The organism is Cyclobacterium roseum, from assembly GCF_010119225.1.
Taxonomy (GTDB): domain Bacteria; phylum Bacteroidota; class Bacteroidia; order Cytophagales; family Cyclobacteriaceae; genus Cyclobacterium; species Cyclobacterium roseum.
In genome coordinates this window covers 313,535-329,362 of the sequence record NZ_WNKF01000003.1, presented here as the reverse complement: position 1 = coordinate 329,362, position 15,828 = coordinate 313,535, and the positions used below count along the sequence as shown (strand labels likewise).

At 44.5% G+C, this 15,828-nt stretch carries 14 protein-coding genes; 5 read left to right on the top strand and 9 right to left on the bottom strand.

The window, feature by feature from the left end; translation table 11 throughout:
* Positions 1-3 precede the first annotated feature (3 nt).
* On the top strand, positions 4-1,158 hold the full coding sequence (alr, locus tag GJQ68_RS06420) for an alanine racemase (protein ID WP_162416476.1): 1,155 nt from the start codon (positions 4-6) through the stop codon (positions 1,156-1,158).
* 82 nt (positions 1,159-1,240) lie between these two features.
* A complete protein-coding gene (locus GJQ68_RS06415) occupies positions 1,241-1,648 on the top strand; it encodes an META domain-containing protein (protein WP_162416475.1) in 408 nt (135 codons plus the stop codon).
* 37 nt (positions 1,649-1,685) lie between these two features.
* Here GJQ68_RS06415 and purU read toward each other — a convergent pair whose 3' ends face one another.
* The 4 genes from purU to rbfA all read right to left on the bottom strand — a co-directional run bounded on the left by purU (position 1,686) and on the right by rbfA (position 7,252).
* Positions 1,686-2,540 carry a formyltetrahydrofolate deformylase gene (gene purU / locus GJQ68_RS06410; protein ID WP_162416474.1) on the bottom strand — a complete coding sequence of 285 codons (855 nt, stop codon included), beginning with the start codon at positions 2,538-2,540 and terminating at the stop codon, positions 1,686-1,688.
* A gap of 46 nt (positions 2,541-2,586) precedes the next feature.
* Positions 2,587-5,523, bottom strand: a complete 2,937-nt coding sequence (locus tag GJQ68_RS06405) for a DEAD/DEAH box helicase (RefSeq protein WP_162416473.1) — start codon at positions 5,521-5,523, stop codon at positions 2,587-2,589.
* Positions 5,524-5,633: 110 nt separating this feature from the next.
* Positions 5,634-6,857, bottom strand: coding sequence for an FtsX-like permease family protein (locus GJQ68_RS06400; protein ID WP_162416472.1), 1,224 nt, complete (start codon positions 6,855-6,857; stop codon positions 5,634-5,636).
* A gap of 11 nt (positions 6,858-6,868) precedes the next feature.
* Complete coding sequence (rbfA, locus tag GJQ68_RS06395) at positions 6,869-7,252, bottom strand: 30S ribosome-binding factor RbfA (RefSeq protein WP_162416471.1); 384 nt, start codon at positions 7,250-7,252, stop codon at positions 6,869-6,871.
* A gap of 121 nt (positions 7,253-7,373) precedes the next feature.
* On the opposite strand from rbfA, the gene GJQ68_RS06390 reads away from it, so the two are divergent.
* Positions 7,374-8,741: a hypothetical protein gene (locus GJQ68_RS06390; protein WP_162416470.1), complete on the top strand. Its 1,368-nt coding sequence runs from the start codon at positions 7,374-7,376 to the stop codon at positions 8,739-8,741.
* A 42-nt stretch (positions 8,742-8,783) separates the two neighbouring features.
* On the opposite strand, the gene rpiB is transcribed toward GJQ68_RS06390, so the two are convergent.
* From rpiB to GJQ68_RS06365, 5 genes are all read right to left on the bottom strand, one after another.
* The gene (gene rpiB, locus GJQ68_RS06385; protein WP_162416469.1) at positions 8,784-9,218 is read right to left on the bottom strand and encodes a ribose 5-phosphate isomerase B; all 435 of its coding nucleotides are present in this window, start codon (positions 9,216-9,218) and stop codon (positions 8,784-8,786) included.
* A gap of 11 nt (positions 9,219-9,229) precedes the next feature.
* On the bottom strand, positions 9,230-10,075 hold the full coding sequence (tatC, locus tag GJQ68_RS06380; protein ID WP_162416468.1) for a twin-arginine translocase subunit TatC: 846 nt from the start codon (positions 10,073-10,075) through the stop codon (positions 9,230-9,232).
* A 13-nt stretch (positions 10,076-10,088) separates the two neighbouring features.
* Entirely contained in the window at positions 10,089-11,357 is a 1,269-nt protein-coding gene (locus tag GJQ68_RS06375) for a serine hydroxymethyltransferase (RefSeq protein WP_162416467.1), read from the bottom strand.
* Positions 11,358-11,567: 210 nt separating this feature from the next.
* Positions 11,568-13,835 carry a TonB-dependent receptor gene (locus tag GJQ68_RS06370; protein WP_162416466.1) on the bottom strand — a complete coding sequence of 756 codons (2,268 nt, stop codon included), beginning with the start codon at positions 13,833-13,835 and terminating at the stop codon, positions 11,568-11,570.
* Positions 13,836-13,953: 118 nt separating this feature from the next.
* Positions 13,954-14,313, bottom strand: a complete 360-nt coding sequence (locus GJQ68_RS06365; RefSeq protein WP_162416465.1) for a hypothetical protein — start codon at positions 14,311-14,313, stop codon at positions 13,954-13,956.
* A 158-nt stretch (positions 14,314-14,471) separates the two neighbouring features.
* Between GJQ68_RS06365 and GJQ68_RS06360 the strand changes: the two genes are divergently transcribed.
* Positions 14,472-14,843 (top strand): UDP-glucuronosyltransferase, encoded by a 372-nt coding sequence (locus GJQ68_RS06360; RefSeq protein WP_162416464.1) that lies wholly within the window; start codon positions 14,472-14,474, stop codon positions 14,841-14,843.
* A 59-nt stretch (positions 14,844-14,902) separates the two neighbouring features.
* Positions 14,903-15,826 carry an AEC family transporter gene (locus GJQ68_RS06355; protein ID WP_162416463.1) on the top strand — a complete coding sequence of 308 codons (924 nt, stop codon included), beginning with the start codon at positions 14,903-14,905 and terminating at the stop codon, positions 15,824-15,826.
* The last annotated feature ends 2 nt before the right edge of the window (positions 15,827-15,828 follow it).

The following is a 15,828-nucleotide window of genomic DNA, read 5'->3' as shown; positions in this document are numbered from 1 at the left end:
TACATGGTTCACACCTCCTATATTGAAATCAGCAAAAGTGCCTATAAAAACAACCTGAAGTTCATTCGAAGCCAGGTAGGTTCGCATGTGACGATTTCTTCGGTGGTTAAGGGAAACGCCTATGGGCATGGTATTGAAAATACCGTTAACATAGCTGAAAGTGCCGGCATTCGGCATTTCAGTACCTTCAGTACCGATGAGGCTATCCGCGTAAAAACTACTTCCACAAAAAATAGTGAAATCATGATTATGGGTATGGTGGACAATGACAGCATCCCCTACCTGATTGAAAATGAAATCAGTTTTTATGTCTTCGATCTGGACCGCCTGCAAGCGGCCATTCAAGCCAGCAATTCCCTTGGTAAGAAGGCTAAAATCCACGTGGAATTGGAAACGGGGTTTCATAGGACTGGCTTCGAATGGGAAGAACGAACAAAGGTGGCTGAAATGCTGATAAAAAACCGGGAAAACCTGCAGCTGGCTGGACTTTGTACCCATTATGCCGGAGCTGAGAGCATTGGCAACTTTGTCCGGATCAAAAGCCAGATTAAAACATACATGGAGTTCAAACAGTGGTTTCAGGAAAAAGGCCTCCACTTTGAAAAATACCATACCGCCTGTTCGGCAGCTTCCCTTAGCTATCCGGAAACCATTATGGACATGGTACGGATTGGAATCGCGCAATACGGTTTCTGGCCGAGCCAGGAAACGTACATGCTAAAATTCAAGCAATTGGCTCCCAACATGAAAAATCCACTCAAAAGACTCATCAGTTGGAAAAGCAAGGTGATGAGTATTAAAAAAGTGAAAATGGGTGAATTTGTAGGCTATGGCAACAGCTATATGGCTTCCCGAAACATGACCATCGCCCTGGTACCGATTGGATACTGCCATGGGTTTAGCCGAAATCTCAGTAACCTGGGTAAGGTACTGATTCATGGAAAAATCCTCCCGGTGGTGGGTACGGTAACCATGAATGCGATTTCGGTAGACGTTACGGATCTGAAAGACATACAAAAAAGGGATGAAGTCGTCATCATCGGTCGGCAAAAACGAAATGAAATAACAGTCGCTTCCTTTGGTGAATCTACGCAACAGGTTAATTACGAGCTATTGACGCGCTTACCGCACGATATCCCGAGGAAAATTATCTCCTAAACCATTTTTAGAATGGTCTTTGCTTGAAATTAAACATATCTGGGATTCTGAGATCCTGTATTTCAAATAAAAAACAACCGTTATGAAATTATTTTCAACACTAGCTTCTGTATTCGTATTATCTGTTTTATTCCTTTCATGCAATTCCGAGCCGGTAACCCTTTCCGACCACGATTGGAAGGTGACCGACCTGGCTGGCAGCGGGGCTACCGATGATAAACTGGCAACGCTCACGCTCGTATTTGAAGAAGATCAGGAAATTGGAGGATTTGCCGGATGCAATGATTTCCGGGGAGCCGCAACCTTTAACCAGAAACAAATTAAATTTTCCACTCTGTATTCCGATAACGCTTCCTGTGAAGATATTAACCTGGAAAAGCGATACCTCTCCAACCTGGAATCCAGTACCAGTTACACCTATAGCGCGGGCACATTGGTCCTGTATGACGACGGTGGAAATATAGTAGTAGAGATGGAAAAGGACGAATAGATCCCAGGAACGGTACTCCGCTAACGAACCTGACAGGTTAACTGAAAATTATTGTTCGGTTACCAACTACTTTAATTTTCTGGGCAAGGTGGTATTTTATAGCCTTGGAAAGTACCACCTTTTCCACATCCTGCCCTATCTGTACCAAGTCATCGATGGTATTATGATGCCTGACCCTGGCCACGTCCTGCTCGATGATCGGGCCGGCATCCAGGTCTTCGGTAACATAGTGGGCCGTGGCTCCGATAATTTTGACCCCTCTTTTATAGGCTGCGTGATAGGGTTTTGCCCCAACAAAAGCGGGCAGAAATGAATGGTGAATATTGATGATCCGATTGGGAAAATGTGAAATAAAATCGCCTGAGAGGATCTGCATATAGCGCGCCAGGACTACAAAATCGACTCTATTTTCTTTGAGCAAATCGAGCTGCTTGGCTTCCTGTTCAGGTTTTGTGTCTTTGCTTACCGGAATATGGTGAAAGGGAATCCCAAAAGCCTTCACTACTGGTTCCAGATCCTCATGATTGGAAATCACCAGGGGAATGTCCACTTCAAACTGCCCTGAATAGTACCGACTGAGTATATCAAAAAGACAATGCGATAACTTGGAAACAAACAGGGCCATCCTTGGCTTGGGGAAATTAAAGGACAAGGTATAATTCATCCCAAATTGCTTGCCTACCTGAAGGCCAAATTTCTCGTGGATCTGATCCTTACCAATACCAAAGGTTTCGAGCTCCCATTCAGCGCGCATGAAGAAATCACCAATCTCCTCATCTATGTATTGATCGATGGCTAGAATATTGCCATTGTTTTCATACAAAAACCGGGAGACCGCTGCGACAATTCCTTTATGGTCTCTACATTGAATAATAAGTATGGCGGTATGCATGGAAGGGAAGGTTGGTTAGCGCAAATTTAAGAACAAATAGCCTGAATCATGCCAGCAGTGCAGAAATGTCTTCCTTCGATAGGCTTTTAATGAAACTTTCCTCGGTACTTATCAATTCACCCGCCAGTGCCATTTTTCTTTCCTGTAGGGCCATGATTTTTTCTTCCACTGAATTTCGTGTAATGAATTTATAAATCATGACTTTATTTTGCTGGCCTATCCGGTGAGCCCTGTCTATTGCCTGGGATTCGACTGCGGGGTTCCACCAGGGGTCGAGTAGAAATACATATTCTGCCTTTGTCAGGTTAAGCCCCACACCTCCGGCCTTTAGTGAAATAAGGAACACTTGAATCGACGGATCTTCCTGAAATTGAGTAACCTGCGCCTGCCGGTCTTTGGTAGCTCCGTCTAGATACGCGAAAGGCATCTTCTCTTGTTTTAAAAACTGCTTGACGATGCTCAAATGCCGGACAAACTGGCTAAAAATCAATACTTTATGCCCCTCACTTACGGTAGACTTAACCATATGCATAATATCTTCCAGCTTACCGGAATCGCCCTGATAGTTTTCATCCGCCATTTTTGGATGATTGGCCATTTGGCGGAGTTGCGTCAATCCTCGAAGCAACGTCAGGGATTTTTGGGAAACGCCAGGTATGGCCAATTCGTTAATGATTTTATCCCGGTAATAGGCTTTGACTTCTTCATAGGCTTTTTCCTGCGCCTCCGTCATGGTGGAGTACTTTACATTGACAACCTTCTCGGGTAGATCGGTTGCCACCTGGGACTTAAGCCTACGCAGGATAAAGGGTTTGATCATGGCATTTAATTTCAGGATTTTATCCTTATCATTCTTTTTCTCAATAGGCATCAAAAACTGTTTCTTGAATGCTGCCTGCCCGCCAAGAAGGCCTCTATTAATAAAATTCATCTGTGACCACAGGTCCATGGTACCGTTCTCTACCGGAGTTCCTGTTAAGATTAATTTATGGTTACTATTTAGCTGAATGACCGCTTTTGAAATAATACTATCAGGATTTTTGATCGCCTGGGACTCGTCCAGAATGATATAATTAAAATAAAATGCTTTCAAAATATCAATATCAAGCCGGGTAATTCCGTATGAAGTCAGCACCAGATCGTACTGCCCAAACTGGTTGCTGTCTTTGACGCGTTGGGTACCCGTATAGATAAGAATTTTGAGTTTTGGGGTGAATTTTTTAGCCTCCAGCTCCCAGTTATAAATCAGGGAGGTAGGCATTACCAGCAGGGAAGTGGTCCCCTCGGATCGCTCCTTCTCCATGGCCAAAAACGCCAGGGTTTGTACCGTTTTTCCCAAGCCCATATCATCTGCCAGGCATCCTCCAAAATGATATTCATTGAGAAAGCGCATCCAGTTATACCCCGCCTTCTGGTAAGGACGGAGGGTTCCTTTAAAATAACCCGACAATTCGTAGTCGTCGATTGTAGAAAAATCCTTTAGTTTTTTTAATCGTTCGCTCAGTGAAAGATTAATCAGATTTCCCTTTTCGAGCTCCTGGGCCAGGGCTATGTGGTGTTTCTTCAATTTAAAACTACCCTGATCCGCTTCTTTTTCTTCCATAAAAGAAAAAATCTCTGCATAATTTACAAACCAGGACTTCGGAATAATGGCTACCTCGTTATTTGGAAGTTCAATTTCCGTCTTTCCCTTCATCAATAATTTCCTGAACTTCATAAAGGAAATTTCATGATCTCCAAAAGTAACCGTAGCCTCAACGTCAAACCAATCAATCTTTTCGGCAATTTTTACATTAATCTTAGCCGAACCAATGAAATATTTCTTCCCTTTCTCCTGAGACGCCTGATGGATTTTTATGCCTAAATCATCCAGTTCCGGCCTGTGATTAATAATCCAGTCGTAGGCATCTCGTTTGTTCATGGGGAAGCGGCCATTCCGTACCGGCAAGCCTTTGGATTTTAGAAAATCACTGTAAAAGTTCTCTTTTGAAAGATCCCGAACCACTTTATAAAAGGTGTAATCGTCTCCTCTTTTTTCCAATTCCACATTGGTGGGCTTGGCCTGGTCTGCACGAAAGGTAAAATCTCCATAGGTAAACCGAAGGTCAAACACCATCTTTTCCTCGTCCTCCATACCGGTATTTTTTCCAAACATGTCCACCGTAGGATTGCCAGGCAAATCTCCTAAAAACAGGACCGGCTCCGGGTTGGACCGATCCACCTTTATGGTGAAACCCTTGGCAAATACATCAAAGGAGGCGACCAGCTGGGTTACAAATTTCTGATAATACGATTCTTCTACTTTTTTGGGGATGACGATGAATTTCTTGTTCAGAAAGGGCAACAATTTTTTCCCATCTACATCCTTCTCAAAACTAAAAAGCCGGGAACTTACTACCAGCCAGGCAGGCTGGTGACAAATGAGGTAACTTCCCATGTATTGCCATTCCAATTTCTCGCTTTGATACTTTAGGGTAGGGAAATAATGGGTATTGTCTTCATTTCTTCTAAAATGAAATAAAACCGACGCTTTTTCCGGCATGATCTGGATTTCTTTCCAGACCGGGTTCCCATCATTGCCCATTTCAAACAGTCGCTTATGCTTGATATTATCCAGAATTTTGGACCGCGTTATCTCCAGCTTTCCTTCGATCAGTTTCTGAATTTCCTTATTGGCCTGAGTGGATTGGTTTTGATCGAAGACTTTTCGCAGAAACTCCTTGGGCTTGGTGTTCTTTGCATTGTATTTCTTTACAATGGCTTCCTGCTGCATACTGTCCATCAGTCGGATCAGCTCCAGGTCGGTATCATCCAACCCTTCCTCGAATTCCCTGGCATTTTGATACGAAATATTTTGATAGGCAAAAGATAACCTTCCCTTTTCATCCAGCTGTACAGCGAAGGATTCAAAAAGGATCCCCAGAAACTCATGGCTGAAAAGGGAATAAACGATTTCAAATGGCTTGTCAGAAGCTACTTTCATGGATGCTGTTTTTGAACAAAATCAAAATTATTACTGCTGGTTTTTGAAATTGGCAGTTTGCAAATTACAGAAATATTTAAAAAAATTAAACAGATCATCCATTTAATCGCCTACAAATGCTGCGTCGTATTTACTTTTGCAGCGATCCGGGCAGGACGGTAAGAGGCCAGCATGGTAATGACAATAACACTCAGGCTGGTGTACAGAAAATCCGTCCATTGCATTTTTACCGGGTAGGCATCTACTACAGAGGAAGTAATCCCCAGCGAGACCAAACCAAACCTGTCCTGAACCCAGCAGATTAAAAAACCCAGGATCAAGCCTGCCAATGCCCCGGAAAAGGCAATAATGGCTCCTTCTTTCAAAAAAATGGATCGGATAAACCTCCGGGTTCCTCCCATGGAAATCAATACGGCGATATCCTTTTTCTTTTCTATGGCCAACATACTTAATGAAAAAAAGATATTAAATGAGGCAACTGCCAGAATAAAGGTGAGCGTCAGAAATACGAATAGTTTTTCCAGCCGTATGGTCATCAAGAGACTGGCATGCTGTTCGTCACTGTCCTTCACCGTAAAATCCGGACCGAGCAATTCCCGCAAATCCCGCTTAACTGTCTGAATAGAATAACCATCTGCTACCATTATTTCCAATGCACTTCGCCGGTCCCCATATTCCAGCAAACTGGCGGCAAAATTCAACGGCACAATCACGTATTCGTCATCGTATTGTTTCTCAACGCTAAAAATACCGGCCGGCCGAATAAGCTCCCGGTTATACATACTACTAGGGTCAATGCTTCCTGCCCTGGGCTCCCGGGGATAAAACACCTGCATCAATTCAAACTCATCATCTAAATCCATCAGCAAAAAGTAGGAAAGCCCCCTACCAAGAATGGCTTGCGGCCTTTCTGCTTCCCCAAGGCTCATTTCTCCCACGAGCTGTCCGTTTTCAAACCTATTCTGATCGAGAAAATTATCCGACACCCCCTTGATAGTAGCGACCACCTGATGGTCTCCATAGCGTACCAGAGCATTGTCTTCGATAACTTCCGTTAAAATAGCGACTCCCTCCATCCTTTCCAGGGGCGAAAGGAAGGCTTCATCCACCGGAAAGGACTTTCCCAGGACCGGCATGACTTTCAAGTCTGCATCAAAGGAAGCATACAATCCTTTGATTAAATCTTCTAATCCATTGAAGACGGACAAAACCACGACCAATGCCATGGTCCCCACGGCTACGCCGATCATGGAGATCCTTGACAGTACGGTGATAAAGTTCTTCTTTGCTTCACTCCTGAAATACCGGGCCGCTATAAAATAGGATAAGTTCAACCTGGCAGGAATTAATTTTCAGGATCATTGTCGTCCTCATCCGGGGCATCAGGGATATCCAGGTTGGAAATGACATCGTCCATGTGCTGAGCATAAGCTGCCGATTCATCCAGGTAAAAAACCAATTCCGGAATAATCCGGACGGATTTTCCGATCCGGTTTCCCAGAAACTTCCGGATCTGACCTTTGTTATCATTTATTCGGGAATAAAGCTGCTGATTATCAGCTAATAAAAAGCTCAAATTTATCTTGGCTACCCCTAAATCCGGACTCATCAATACTCGGGTGACCGTTACCATGGCCTTTCCAACCAATGGTCTTCCCTCACGCTGAAAAAGCTCTCCAAGCTCCTTTTGAATTAATTTGGAATATTTTTGTTGACGCTTACTTTCCATGCTGACATTTTTATTCTTCACAAATTTAGTGAAATATACGGGTAACCTTTAATTTCGTAAATTGAGTTTTAAACAAAGATAGGCCTTGCTCGAATTTTTCAAAATTAATGACCCTCTACGAATGGTAGGAATCCTTTTTCTCCTACTGGTTTTTCGTATCCCTTATTTTTTAATGGACATACCCCTTACCCAGCCAGAATTGCTTTGGCAAATGATTGGTGAGCGGGCAGCTTCCGGAAACCTTCCGTATGTCGATACCATAGACGGGACCGGGCCATTTTCGGTTTCGGTTTACTGGTTAAACCACCTATTGGCCGCCAACTCGCTGGTTTCCTTCCGGGTAATTTCCTTTTTGATCATCCTATTTCAGATCTATTACACCAACGAATTGTTGATAAAAATAAATGCCTACGAGGAGTCGAACTTCATTCCGGCATTCGTTATGACCATTTTATTTCAGCTTTCCTTTGATTTTATGACCCTTTCGCCAGCCTTAATGGGGAGTACTTTTGTATTATTGGCGCTCGGCCATCTATTGCAGCAAACCACTATCAATGCCAATACTGTCCCTGCTATTCTCCTGATGGGTTTTTGTGCGGGGGTGGCCTTTTGTTTCCACTTTGCTTACCTGGTCTTCCTTCCCTTTCTGATTTTAGCTGCCGTGCTGATCATCGGTTTTTCTATCCAACAGTTATGCCTTTTACTTACGGCCTACCTGTTGCCGCTGTCTTTTTGCGCTGTTTTCTTTTTTATGCAGGAGGGCTTATCTGAATTTATCACCCTCTATCTGTTTCTGAGCTTTCAAGCCGTGCCGGTCCAACACGTTTCGCTCAGCGACCTGCTATTTATTTTTTCCTTCCCGGTTTTACTGGCCATTTTTGGGTATTTTAAAAACAACCTCCTTCGCCGGATGAATGTTACACAACAAAAACAGAATCAATTATTGCTGGTTTTTCTTTTGGTGAACCTGGCTTCTTTTTTCTTGGTGGACCGCGTCAGTCCCTATCAGTTTCTGGCCATGCTACCCGCACTGGCTTACTTTACCACACACTTATTCAACCTGAGCAACAAGCGCATGTTGCAGCAAACCTTGATTTATGGCTACCTGATCCTTCTTCCGCTTATTGGATACAGTTGGGTATTTTATCAAATCGAATCACCTTCTTTTGACACCTATGTGGTTCGCCAGGAAGTATTATCTGGAATACCCGCTTCGGAGAAAATCATGGTTCTGGGAGAAAACCTCGAAAAATACACCCGCACCGGGACCGCTAATCCTTATTTAAATTTCAGGCTGACCCGGGTCTATTTTGAGCAAATGAATGCCATGGAACGAAAAATGAAATTTTTAAGTGACCTCCAGAAAGAATCTCCCGATGTCATCATCGACGAGGAAGGGTTATACCTGGAATGGTCAAGGAATATCCCTTCCTTAGAAACATTGTACCGTCCCGAAAAGGATGGAGTCATCCGGAAAATCAGTAATTGACTTGCTTTATAAAAGCACTTCCTGGTCCCCCTTAAGACAATTTTAACAAGGTATTTTGTTCACTCTGCGAGCATGCCGCCCCCCTTCGAATTCGGTGTTAAGAAACCGAAAAACCATCTTTTCGACCAATTCGAAAGACACAAAGCGAGAGGGTATGGAAATCAGGTTGGCATCATTATGCTGCCGGGCCAGCGCAGCCAGCTCCTCATTCCAACAGATAGCGGCACGAATACCCTGATGCTTATTTGCCGTAATGGCAACCCCATTTCCACTACCGCACAAAAGGACACCCTGCTTGAATTCACCCGCCTCCACCGCTTCGCACAAGGGATGGATATAGTCCGGATAATCTACCGAGGCATCGGTATAGGGCCCAAAATCCCGGACCTCATACCCTTCCTTTTTTAATATCCCTATCAATCTTTCTTTGTAGTCAAAGCCTGCATGATCTCCGCCGATCGCAATTTTTTTAGCCATTACTGGGTAGGTTAAAATCCGTTTTCTAATTCTTCTTCCCTGCGCTTTCTCTCTAGCCTTTTGGCAATGATTATTCCTGCTTCATAAAGCACCAATATAGGCATCGCAATAAGTATTTGACTAATCACGTCCGGTGGCGTAATGAGCGCAGACAATACTAATATGACCACGATGGCATGTCTCCGGTAGGTTTTTAACATCAACGATGAAACCAGGCCTGCCTGGGTAAGAAAATAAATGACTATGGGCAATTGAAACATTACGGCTGAAGCCAATACTAACATGGACAAGGTGGACACGTAAGAAGTAATGTCAAATTCATTCGCAATGGAGGGATCTAACTGGTAGTTAGATAAGAAATTAATCGAAAGTGGTGACAGAATGTAATACCCAAAACTTGCTCCCAAAAAGAAGAGTAAACTTACAAAAAACACGGCACCGCGGGCTGCGTTTTTTTCCTTAGCGTACAGTCCAGGACTGATAAACCGCCACACTTCCCAGAAAACATAAGGAAAGGCCGCAATCAATCCAATCACCAAACTGGATGTGATGTGCATGGAAAACTGACCTGTCATCTGCCGACTTTGAATGATAAAAGGCAGCTTTTCGATACACAGCGCAGGAAGAGAAAAGAAATCTGATAACTGGCAAAGAACCCGGTAGGTAACAAAGTCTATCTTGGAGGGGCCGAGGATCACCTGCCCAAAAACAAAGCCTTTGGCCAGGAAAGCAAGTACCATAAATACCAAGATGGCGGATATAGATCGCAATAGGTGCCACCTCAGTTGCTCCAAATGGTCCAGGAAGGACATGCCATTATCTTCTTCCTCTTCTTCGTTATATTGATCCAGTGCCACGTAGGTTTATTTTTTAGTATAAGGGAAATTGAACCATCCACTCGTTTACTTCAGCCTTGATTGTCGCCAGTTGATCGTCTTGCCCGTGATGAATCAGGGAGCGATCTATCAACTCGACAATCTTTTTCATATCCTGCTCCTTGAGTCCACGGGTTGTCACCGCTGCCGTCCCAATTCGCATTCCGGAAGTTACAAAGGGTGATTTTGTATCAAAAGGAACCATGTTTTTATTGATGGTAATATCCACTTTTCCAAGGGTTTCCTCGGCGATTTTACCCGTTAATTCCTTGTTTCGCAAGTCAATTAGCATCAAATGATTGTCCGTACCTCCTGAAATCAATTGGTACCCTTTTGCTACAAACGCCTCGGCCATTACGGAGGCGTTTTTCTTTACCTGCACCACATAATCCATATACTCATCTGTAAGCGCCTCCTGAAAGGCGATGGCTTTAGCGGCAATGATGTGCTCCAAAGGGCCTCCCTGTGTTCCCGGAAAGACTCCTGAATCCAGCAAGGAAGACATTTTGCGAAGTTCTCCTTTGGGTTTTTTGATGCCAAAAGGATTATCAAAATCTTCCCGCATCAAGATCAGTCCTCCACGGGGTCCTCGCAAGGTCTTATGGGTGGTGGTGGTCACCACATGACAAAACTCCAACGGATCCTTTAGCAATCCCCGGGCTATCAAGCCAGAGGGATGGGATATATCTGCGAGTAAAATCGCTCCTACCCGGTCAGCGATCTGCCGAAGTCTTTCGTAATCCCAATCCCTGCTATAGGCCGAGGCCCCACAGATCAGTAGTTTGGGGTTCACGGCAACCGCTTTTTCCTCCACCTTATCATAGTCGATTACTCCGGTAGCTTCTTCTACCCCGTAAAAATGAGGGTCGTAAAGTTTTCCGGAAAAATTGACCGGAGAACCGTGGGTCAGGTGTCCTCCATGAGAAAGGTCAAAACCCAAAATCGCATCTCCAGCATTCAGGCAGGCTAAAAACACGGCAGCATTTGCTTGTGCGCCCGAGTGGGGTTGCACATTCGCCCAGGAAGCACCAAAAAGCTCTTTGGCCCGGTCGATGGCAATCTGCTCAATTTCATCCACCACTTCACAGCCGCCATAATACCGTTTTTTCGGTAAGCCTTCTGCATATTTATTGGTGAGTACACTGCCAGCCGCCTCCATGACTTGTTTGCTGGTGAAGTTCTCTGAAGCGATTAGCTCTATTCCTCTCTTTTGTCGGTCCTCTTCCCTGGCGATCAGGTCAAATACTAATTGGTCTCGTTTCATGTGGTGATCCAGTCATATTGCTTTACTCCCATTCCTCTCTGAAAGGAAAACTTGAAAGTAGCAATCCGGTTGATTTCAATTTCGAATGCCAAAATTACTCCTAAACTATGTATAATCCAATTGTCTTTTCAAATTGATTGACCATATGTTCAAGAAAAATCGGGCTTGGTCTTCTATTGAGATGCCCGTTCTAAAATCCAGTTTCTATGATCAAAATTTAAACTGAAGGCTAAGTGAAATATTTCTACCTAACTGCCTGACGCCGAATGGACGGTAAAGAGACATGTGGTCCAGGTAGTGCACATTCAACAAATTATTGGCAGATAAGGAGGCATTCAATTCCTGTTGCCATAGGGTAAATTCACTTCCAAGATGAAGCCCCATGATAAAGTAACCCGGGGTGGATTCTTCCAGTAATGCGGGCCTGTTTTGATCCAATACGAGACTTCCTGTCAGGTTCAGATAAGGCCGTTTTAATTCACCTAACTCGTTTAAGGTAAAGGTAAGGTCCTGATTCCATCGAAAGGCAGGAATATAGGGAAGATAGCTCTGGTCCGATCTTCGTTTCCCTATAACCATACTGTAAGAAGTGCTCCCAGAAACCCAGGGCATTCCCGAAGGATGAATGTCAAGCAACGCCTCTCCCCCGTAAAGGCCGGCATTGTCCTGCTCAAACCTCCAAATCGTCAGGTTTCCCATCTGCTCATCGGTGGGAGAAAAATAAATATAATTATTGACCCGGTTATAAAACCCTTCAACTGAAATGGCGAAATCGGCCTGCCGGTAGCGCAGCCCCAGGTCCGACTGGATGTTTTGTTCCCTGACAAAATCAGCACTTCCCTGCTCAAACCTGGCCGTCCCGGGATGCGGTCCGTTTGAGTACAATTCGGCCAGATCTGGTGCTCTGAATCCGGATGCGACGTTTAGCCTGAATCGCCAGTTTTCGGAGGGCCTGAAAGTGGCTCCGGCACTCCCGGTCATCCCATCAAAAGACCTGCTAAGCGTCCTGCTTTCCGGGGAACCTTCCAGCTCAAAACCATAATCCAGAAAGTTTTGGCCGCTGGCATCTGCCGTCACCTTTCGGTAATCATACCTTATTCCTCCCTGTACCACCCATTCCGGATTCGAGTAATTGAACAGCGCATACAAGGAACGGTCATCCTTGGTCGCATCGGGAATTAATATTTCTGCTGCATTTTCGTAATTTACCGTGTTCAAATAAAAACCCTGCAATCCGAAAATTAACTCGGTTTGCTCCCAAACGGATTTGTAATATTTGATGTCATACATAAAATTCGATTGCTGTAATCCCAAGTCAACTTGGTTGAATTCGTCTTCCGTCTCCTCCCTAAAATTCCAGTGGTAACCAAAAGTTGCTTTTAGTTTATCATCCCCCAAAAACACGTTACTCTCCGAATTTAAAAAATGGTCCGTTACATCCTGGAACGGCAACTGAAGCACTCGGTCGTTTCGGCTGGTTACCAATAGCTCCTGATTGGTTTCATCCAAAATCCCTAATTTTTGTTTCAGAAAGGTATAGCGAATCCGGGTGTCTCCCCAGCCCTTTCGAAGGCCCATCCCTGCTTTCATATTTTGGGTTTGAAAACGGGTGTTTCCAACGGGACTTCCCGACCCGTCCAGGTAGTCTGCATGAGATTCGGAAGCACCTCTCAGAGACCAGAAAAATCCTTGCTGACCGGCTCCTTTTACACCCGCATCCAATCTCCTCCCCAGGGAATTGCTGTACATGCGTAGGTTCAAGTCACCCGAAACCTCTCCTGCCTGTGCGTCGGCCTCCTCGATCAGGTTGACCACGCCTGCCATGGCCCCGGAACCGTAGATAATGGAAGCTGGCCCCTTGATGATTTCGATTCCGGAAAGGCCGGTTTCGGTAAGCCCCAGCCCGTGGTCTGCTCCCCATTGCTGATTTTCAAATCGCGCACCCTGATATACAGACAAAACCCGGCTAAAAGAAAGCCCCCGGATCACCGGCTTACTGATCCCCGGCCCCAGCGATACCTCACTTACACCTGGTGTTTTTGCCAGGGCTGTCATGAGACTGGGAGAAGGGTTTCTCAATATGGATTGCCGGTCTATTTTTTCGATAGAAATGGGAGAACGCTCTTTACTCATTACATAGGCAGCGGAAACCACCACCTCGTCCACCGAAGCGGTGGCGGAGGTTAAATGGACATCAAGTCTGCCTTGCTCCGAAGGATTGATCTTTTTAAGCGCTGTAGCGTATCCAATATAGGAAAATTGAATCGTAAGGTTCCGTGCAGGAAGGCCTTCCATAGCAAAAAGGCCTTGGTTATCAGAGACAGTGCCCCTGCCCAATTCCGGTACAAAAATGGTCACTCCAATTAATGGTTCGGCAGTGCTGGCATCCCGAACGCTGCCTGATAAAGATAGGTTCTGCCCCTGGACAAAGGAAATGGAAACCAGTAGGAATAATCCCAGGGTTATGACGTATTTCATAAAAATCGTATTAATATAGTGAAGAAGCAACCCCTTTCAATGCGGCAACCAAGCGGCAATAGAAAAAGATTGTTAATAAGTGGCCCCTTGCTTGAAAATCAGCTTTTGGGGAAAAGAATTAAACAATGACAGGGGGGCCCCGTAACGATAAAATTTCCCGAAATTGGATGCCGGGGCTTTCTGTAAGTAAAAAGGGCCGGGGAACTTCGTATACTTCCTGAATTCCGGAAATAAACCCCAACACCTCCGGTAAAAAATAGTGAACATGGGTAACCATATCCAATAAAAGGATCTCATTTTCCGAATGATCCCGATTTTGTTCCTCCTCTTCAGAAAGAAACGGGTGTGCATGCCGGATAGTCTCCCCGGATTCCAGGTCGTGCTCATGGTAAAAAACCACGCTGTTGACCTGCATCAGGATGACCAATACCAGTAAGCCGTAGCTTACAAAGGGCACTATGTTTCGGAAAGACTTCAAGAACCAGCGTTCGATTAAAAACAAAATTAAACAATATTTACTCCGTCACCAACTGAATTAAAAGATATGTCTCATAATTTAATTAGTCTTGTCTAACAAATGTACTGAATCGATTCCTGATTTCGAAATGGGATTATAATCGCTTATATTTGCGAGCGATGGATTTTGATTACAGACCTGAAACGTACTTCAACGGGACTGGAGCAAGTTCCCTCCTCGTCAAGCTGACCTACCCCGAAAGCCAATGGGGAGAAGAGATTTGCATTTTTGCCACGGCATTGGACGGCGAAATTTTTTTCGAAATTGTTGATTTTTATGGTAATGAATACGCTACCAAACCGGTAGCGAGTAAGGAGCCCCTTGCCTTGCAGGAGCTCATCCTTCTGGTAGAATCCCTGGAAGTAGATCCGGAAACGGAAATAGGAAATATCAACCAAACACTCTCCGGAATTCCGATGGCGGAAAGCAACCTGTACCCCCAACTGGAGGAATATTTCTCCCAAAAACGTGCCCATTTTGGATATCTTTAGGCAGGTTCACGTTCACTACACGCCCATAAATTCCGTAACTTTGCTCTCAAGTTAATCCCATGTCCAATATACTACTTGTCATTACTTCCATTCTTGTCGGCATCTTCCTACAGAGAATAAAAGAATTTCCAACCGAAGCACCCAAGGCGCTCAATGCCTACCTCATTTATGTGGTTTTGCCTGCTGTATCGCTCTTGTATATTTCCAAACTTAATTTAAGCCCTTCCTTGCTTTTGCCCATTTCTGTGGCCTGGATCGTGTTTTCGCTAAGCTGGGTGTTGTTTGGATACCTCGGTAAAAAACTGGGATGGAAGAGAAACACCATTGGTTGTCTTATTATTTGTGGAGGACTATCCAATACGGGCTTCGTTGGCTACCCTATCATCGAGGCTATATACGGAGCGGAAGGACTGAAAATAGCTGTATTGGTGGATCAGCCAGGATCTTTTTTAGTAGTCAGCAGCCTGGCAATCATTGTGGCTTCTCTCTACGGAGCGGAAAAAATGCGTAAAAGGGATATTTCTAAAAGGATGTTGCTATTTCCGCCGTTCCTGTTTTTCATTCTGTCCCTATTGCTCAACGTTTTTCAGGTAGAAATCCGCGGTGTCGTGCAGGATATTCTGGAAAGTTTTGCCGGAACCCTCACCCCTATTGCCCTAATTGCCGTGGGGCTGCAGATCAAAATAAAACTCAAGGATATTAAAGACAATTTTCTATGGATTGGTTTAATCCATAAGTTGCTTTTGATCCCGTTCGTTATCTTTTTGGTATATCACTGGATACTAAGTCTTGAGCCAGAACAGAATCTGATTTTTAAAGTGAGTGTGATGGAGGCCGCCATGGCCCCCATGATCACTTCTTCTATTATCGCTACCAACTATAACCTACGACCAAAGCTCGCCTCGCTGCTGGTAGGTATCGGAATCCCTTTATCTTTTCTTACCTTGACGGGTTGGTATTACTTGCTGGAGTTGATTCGCTGATT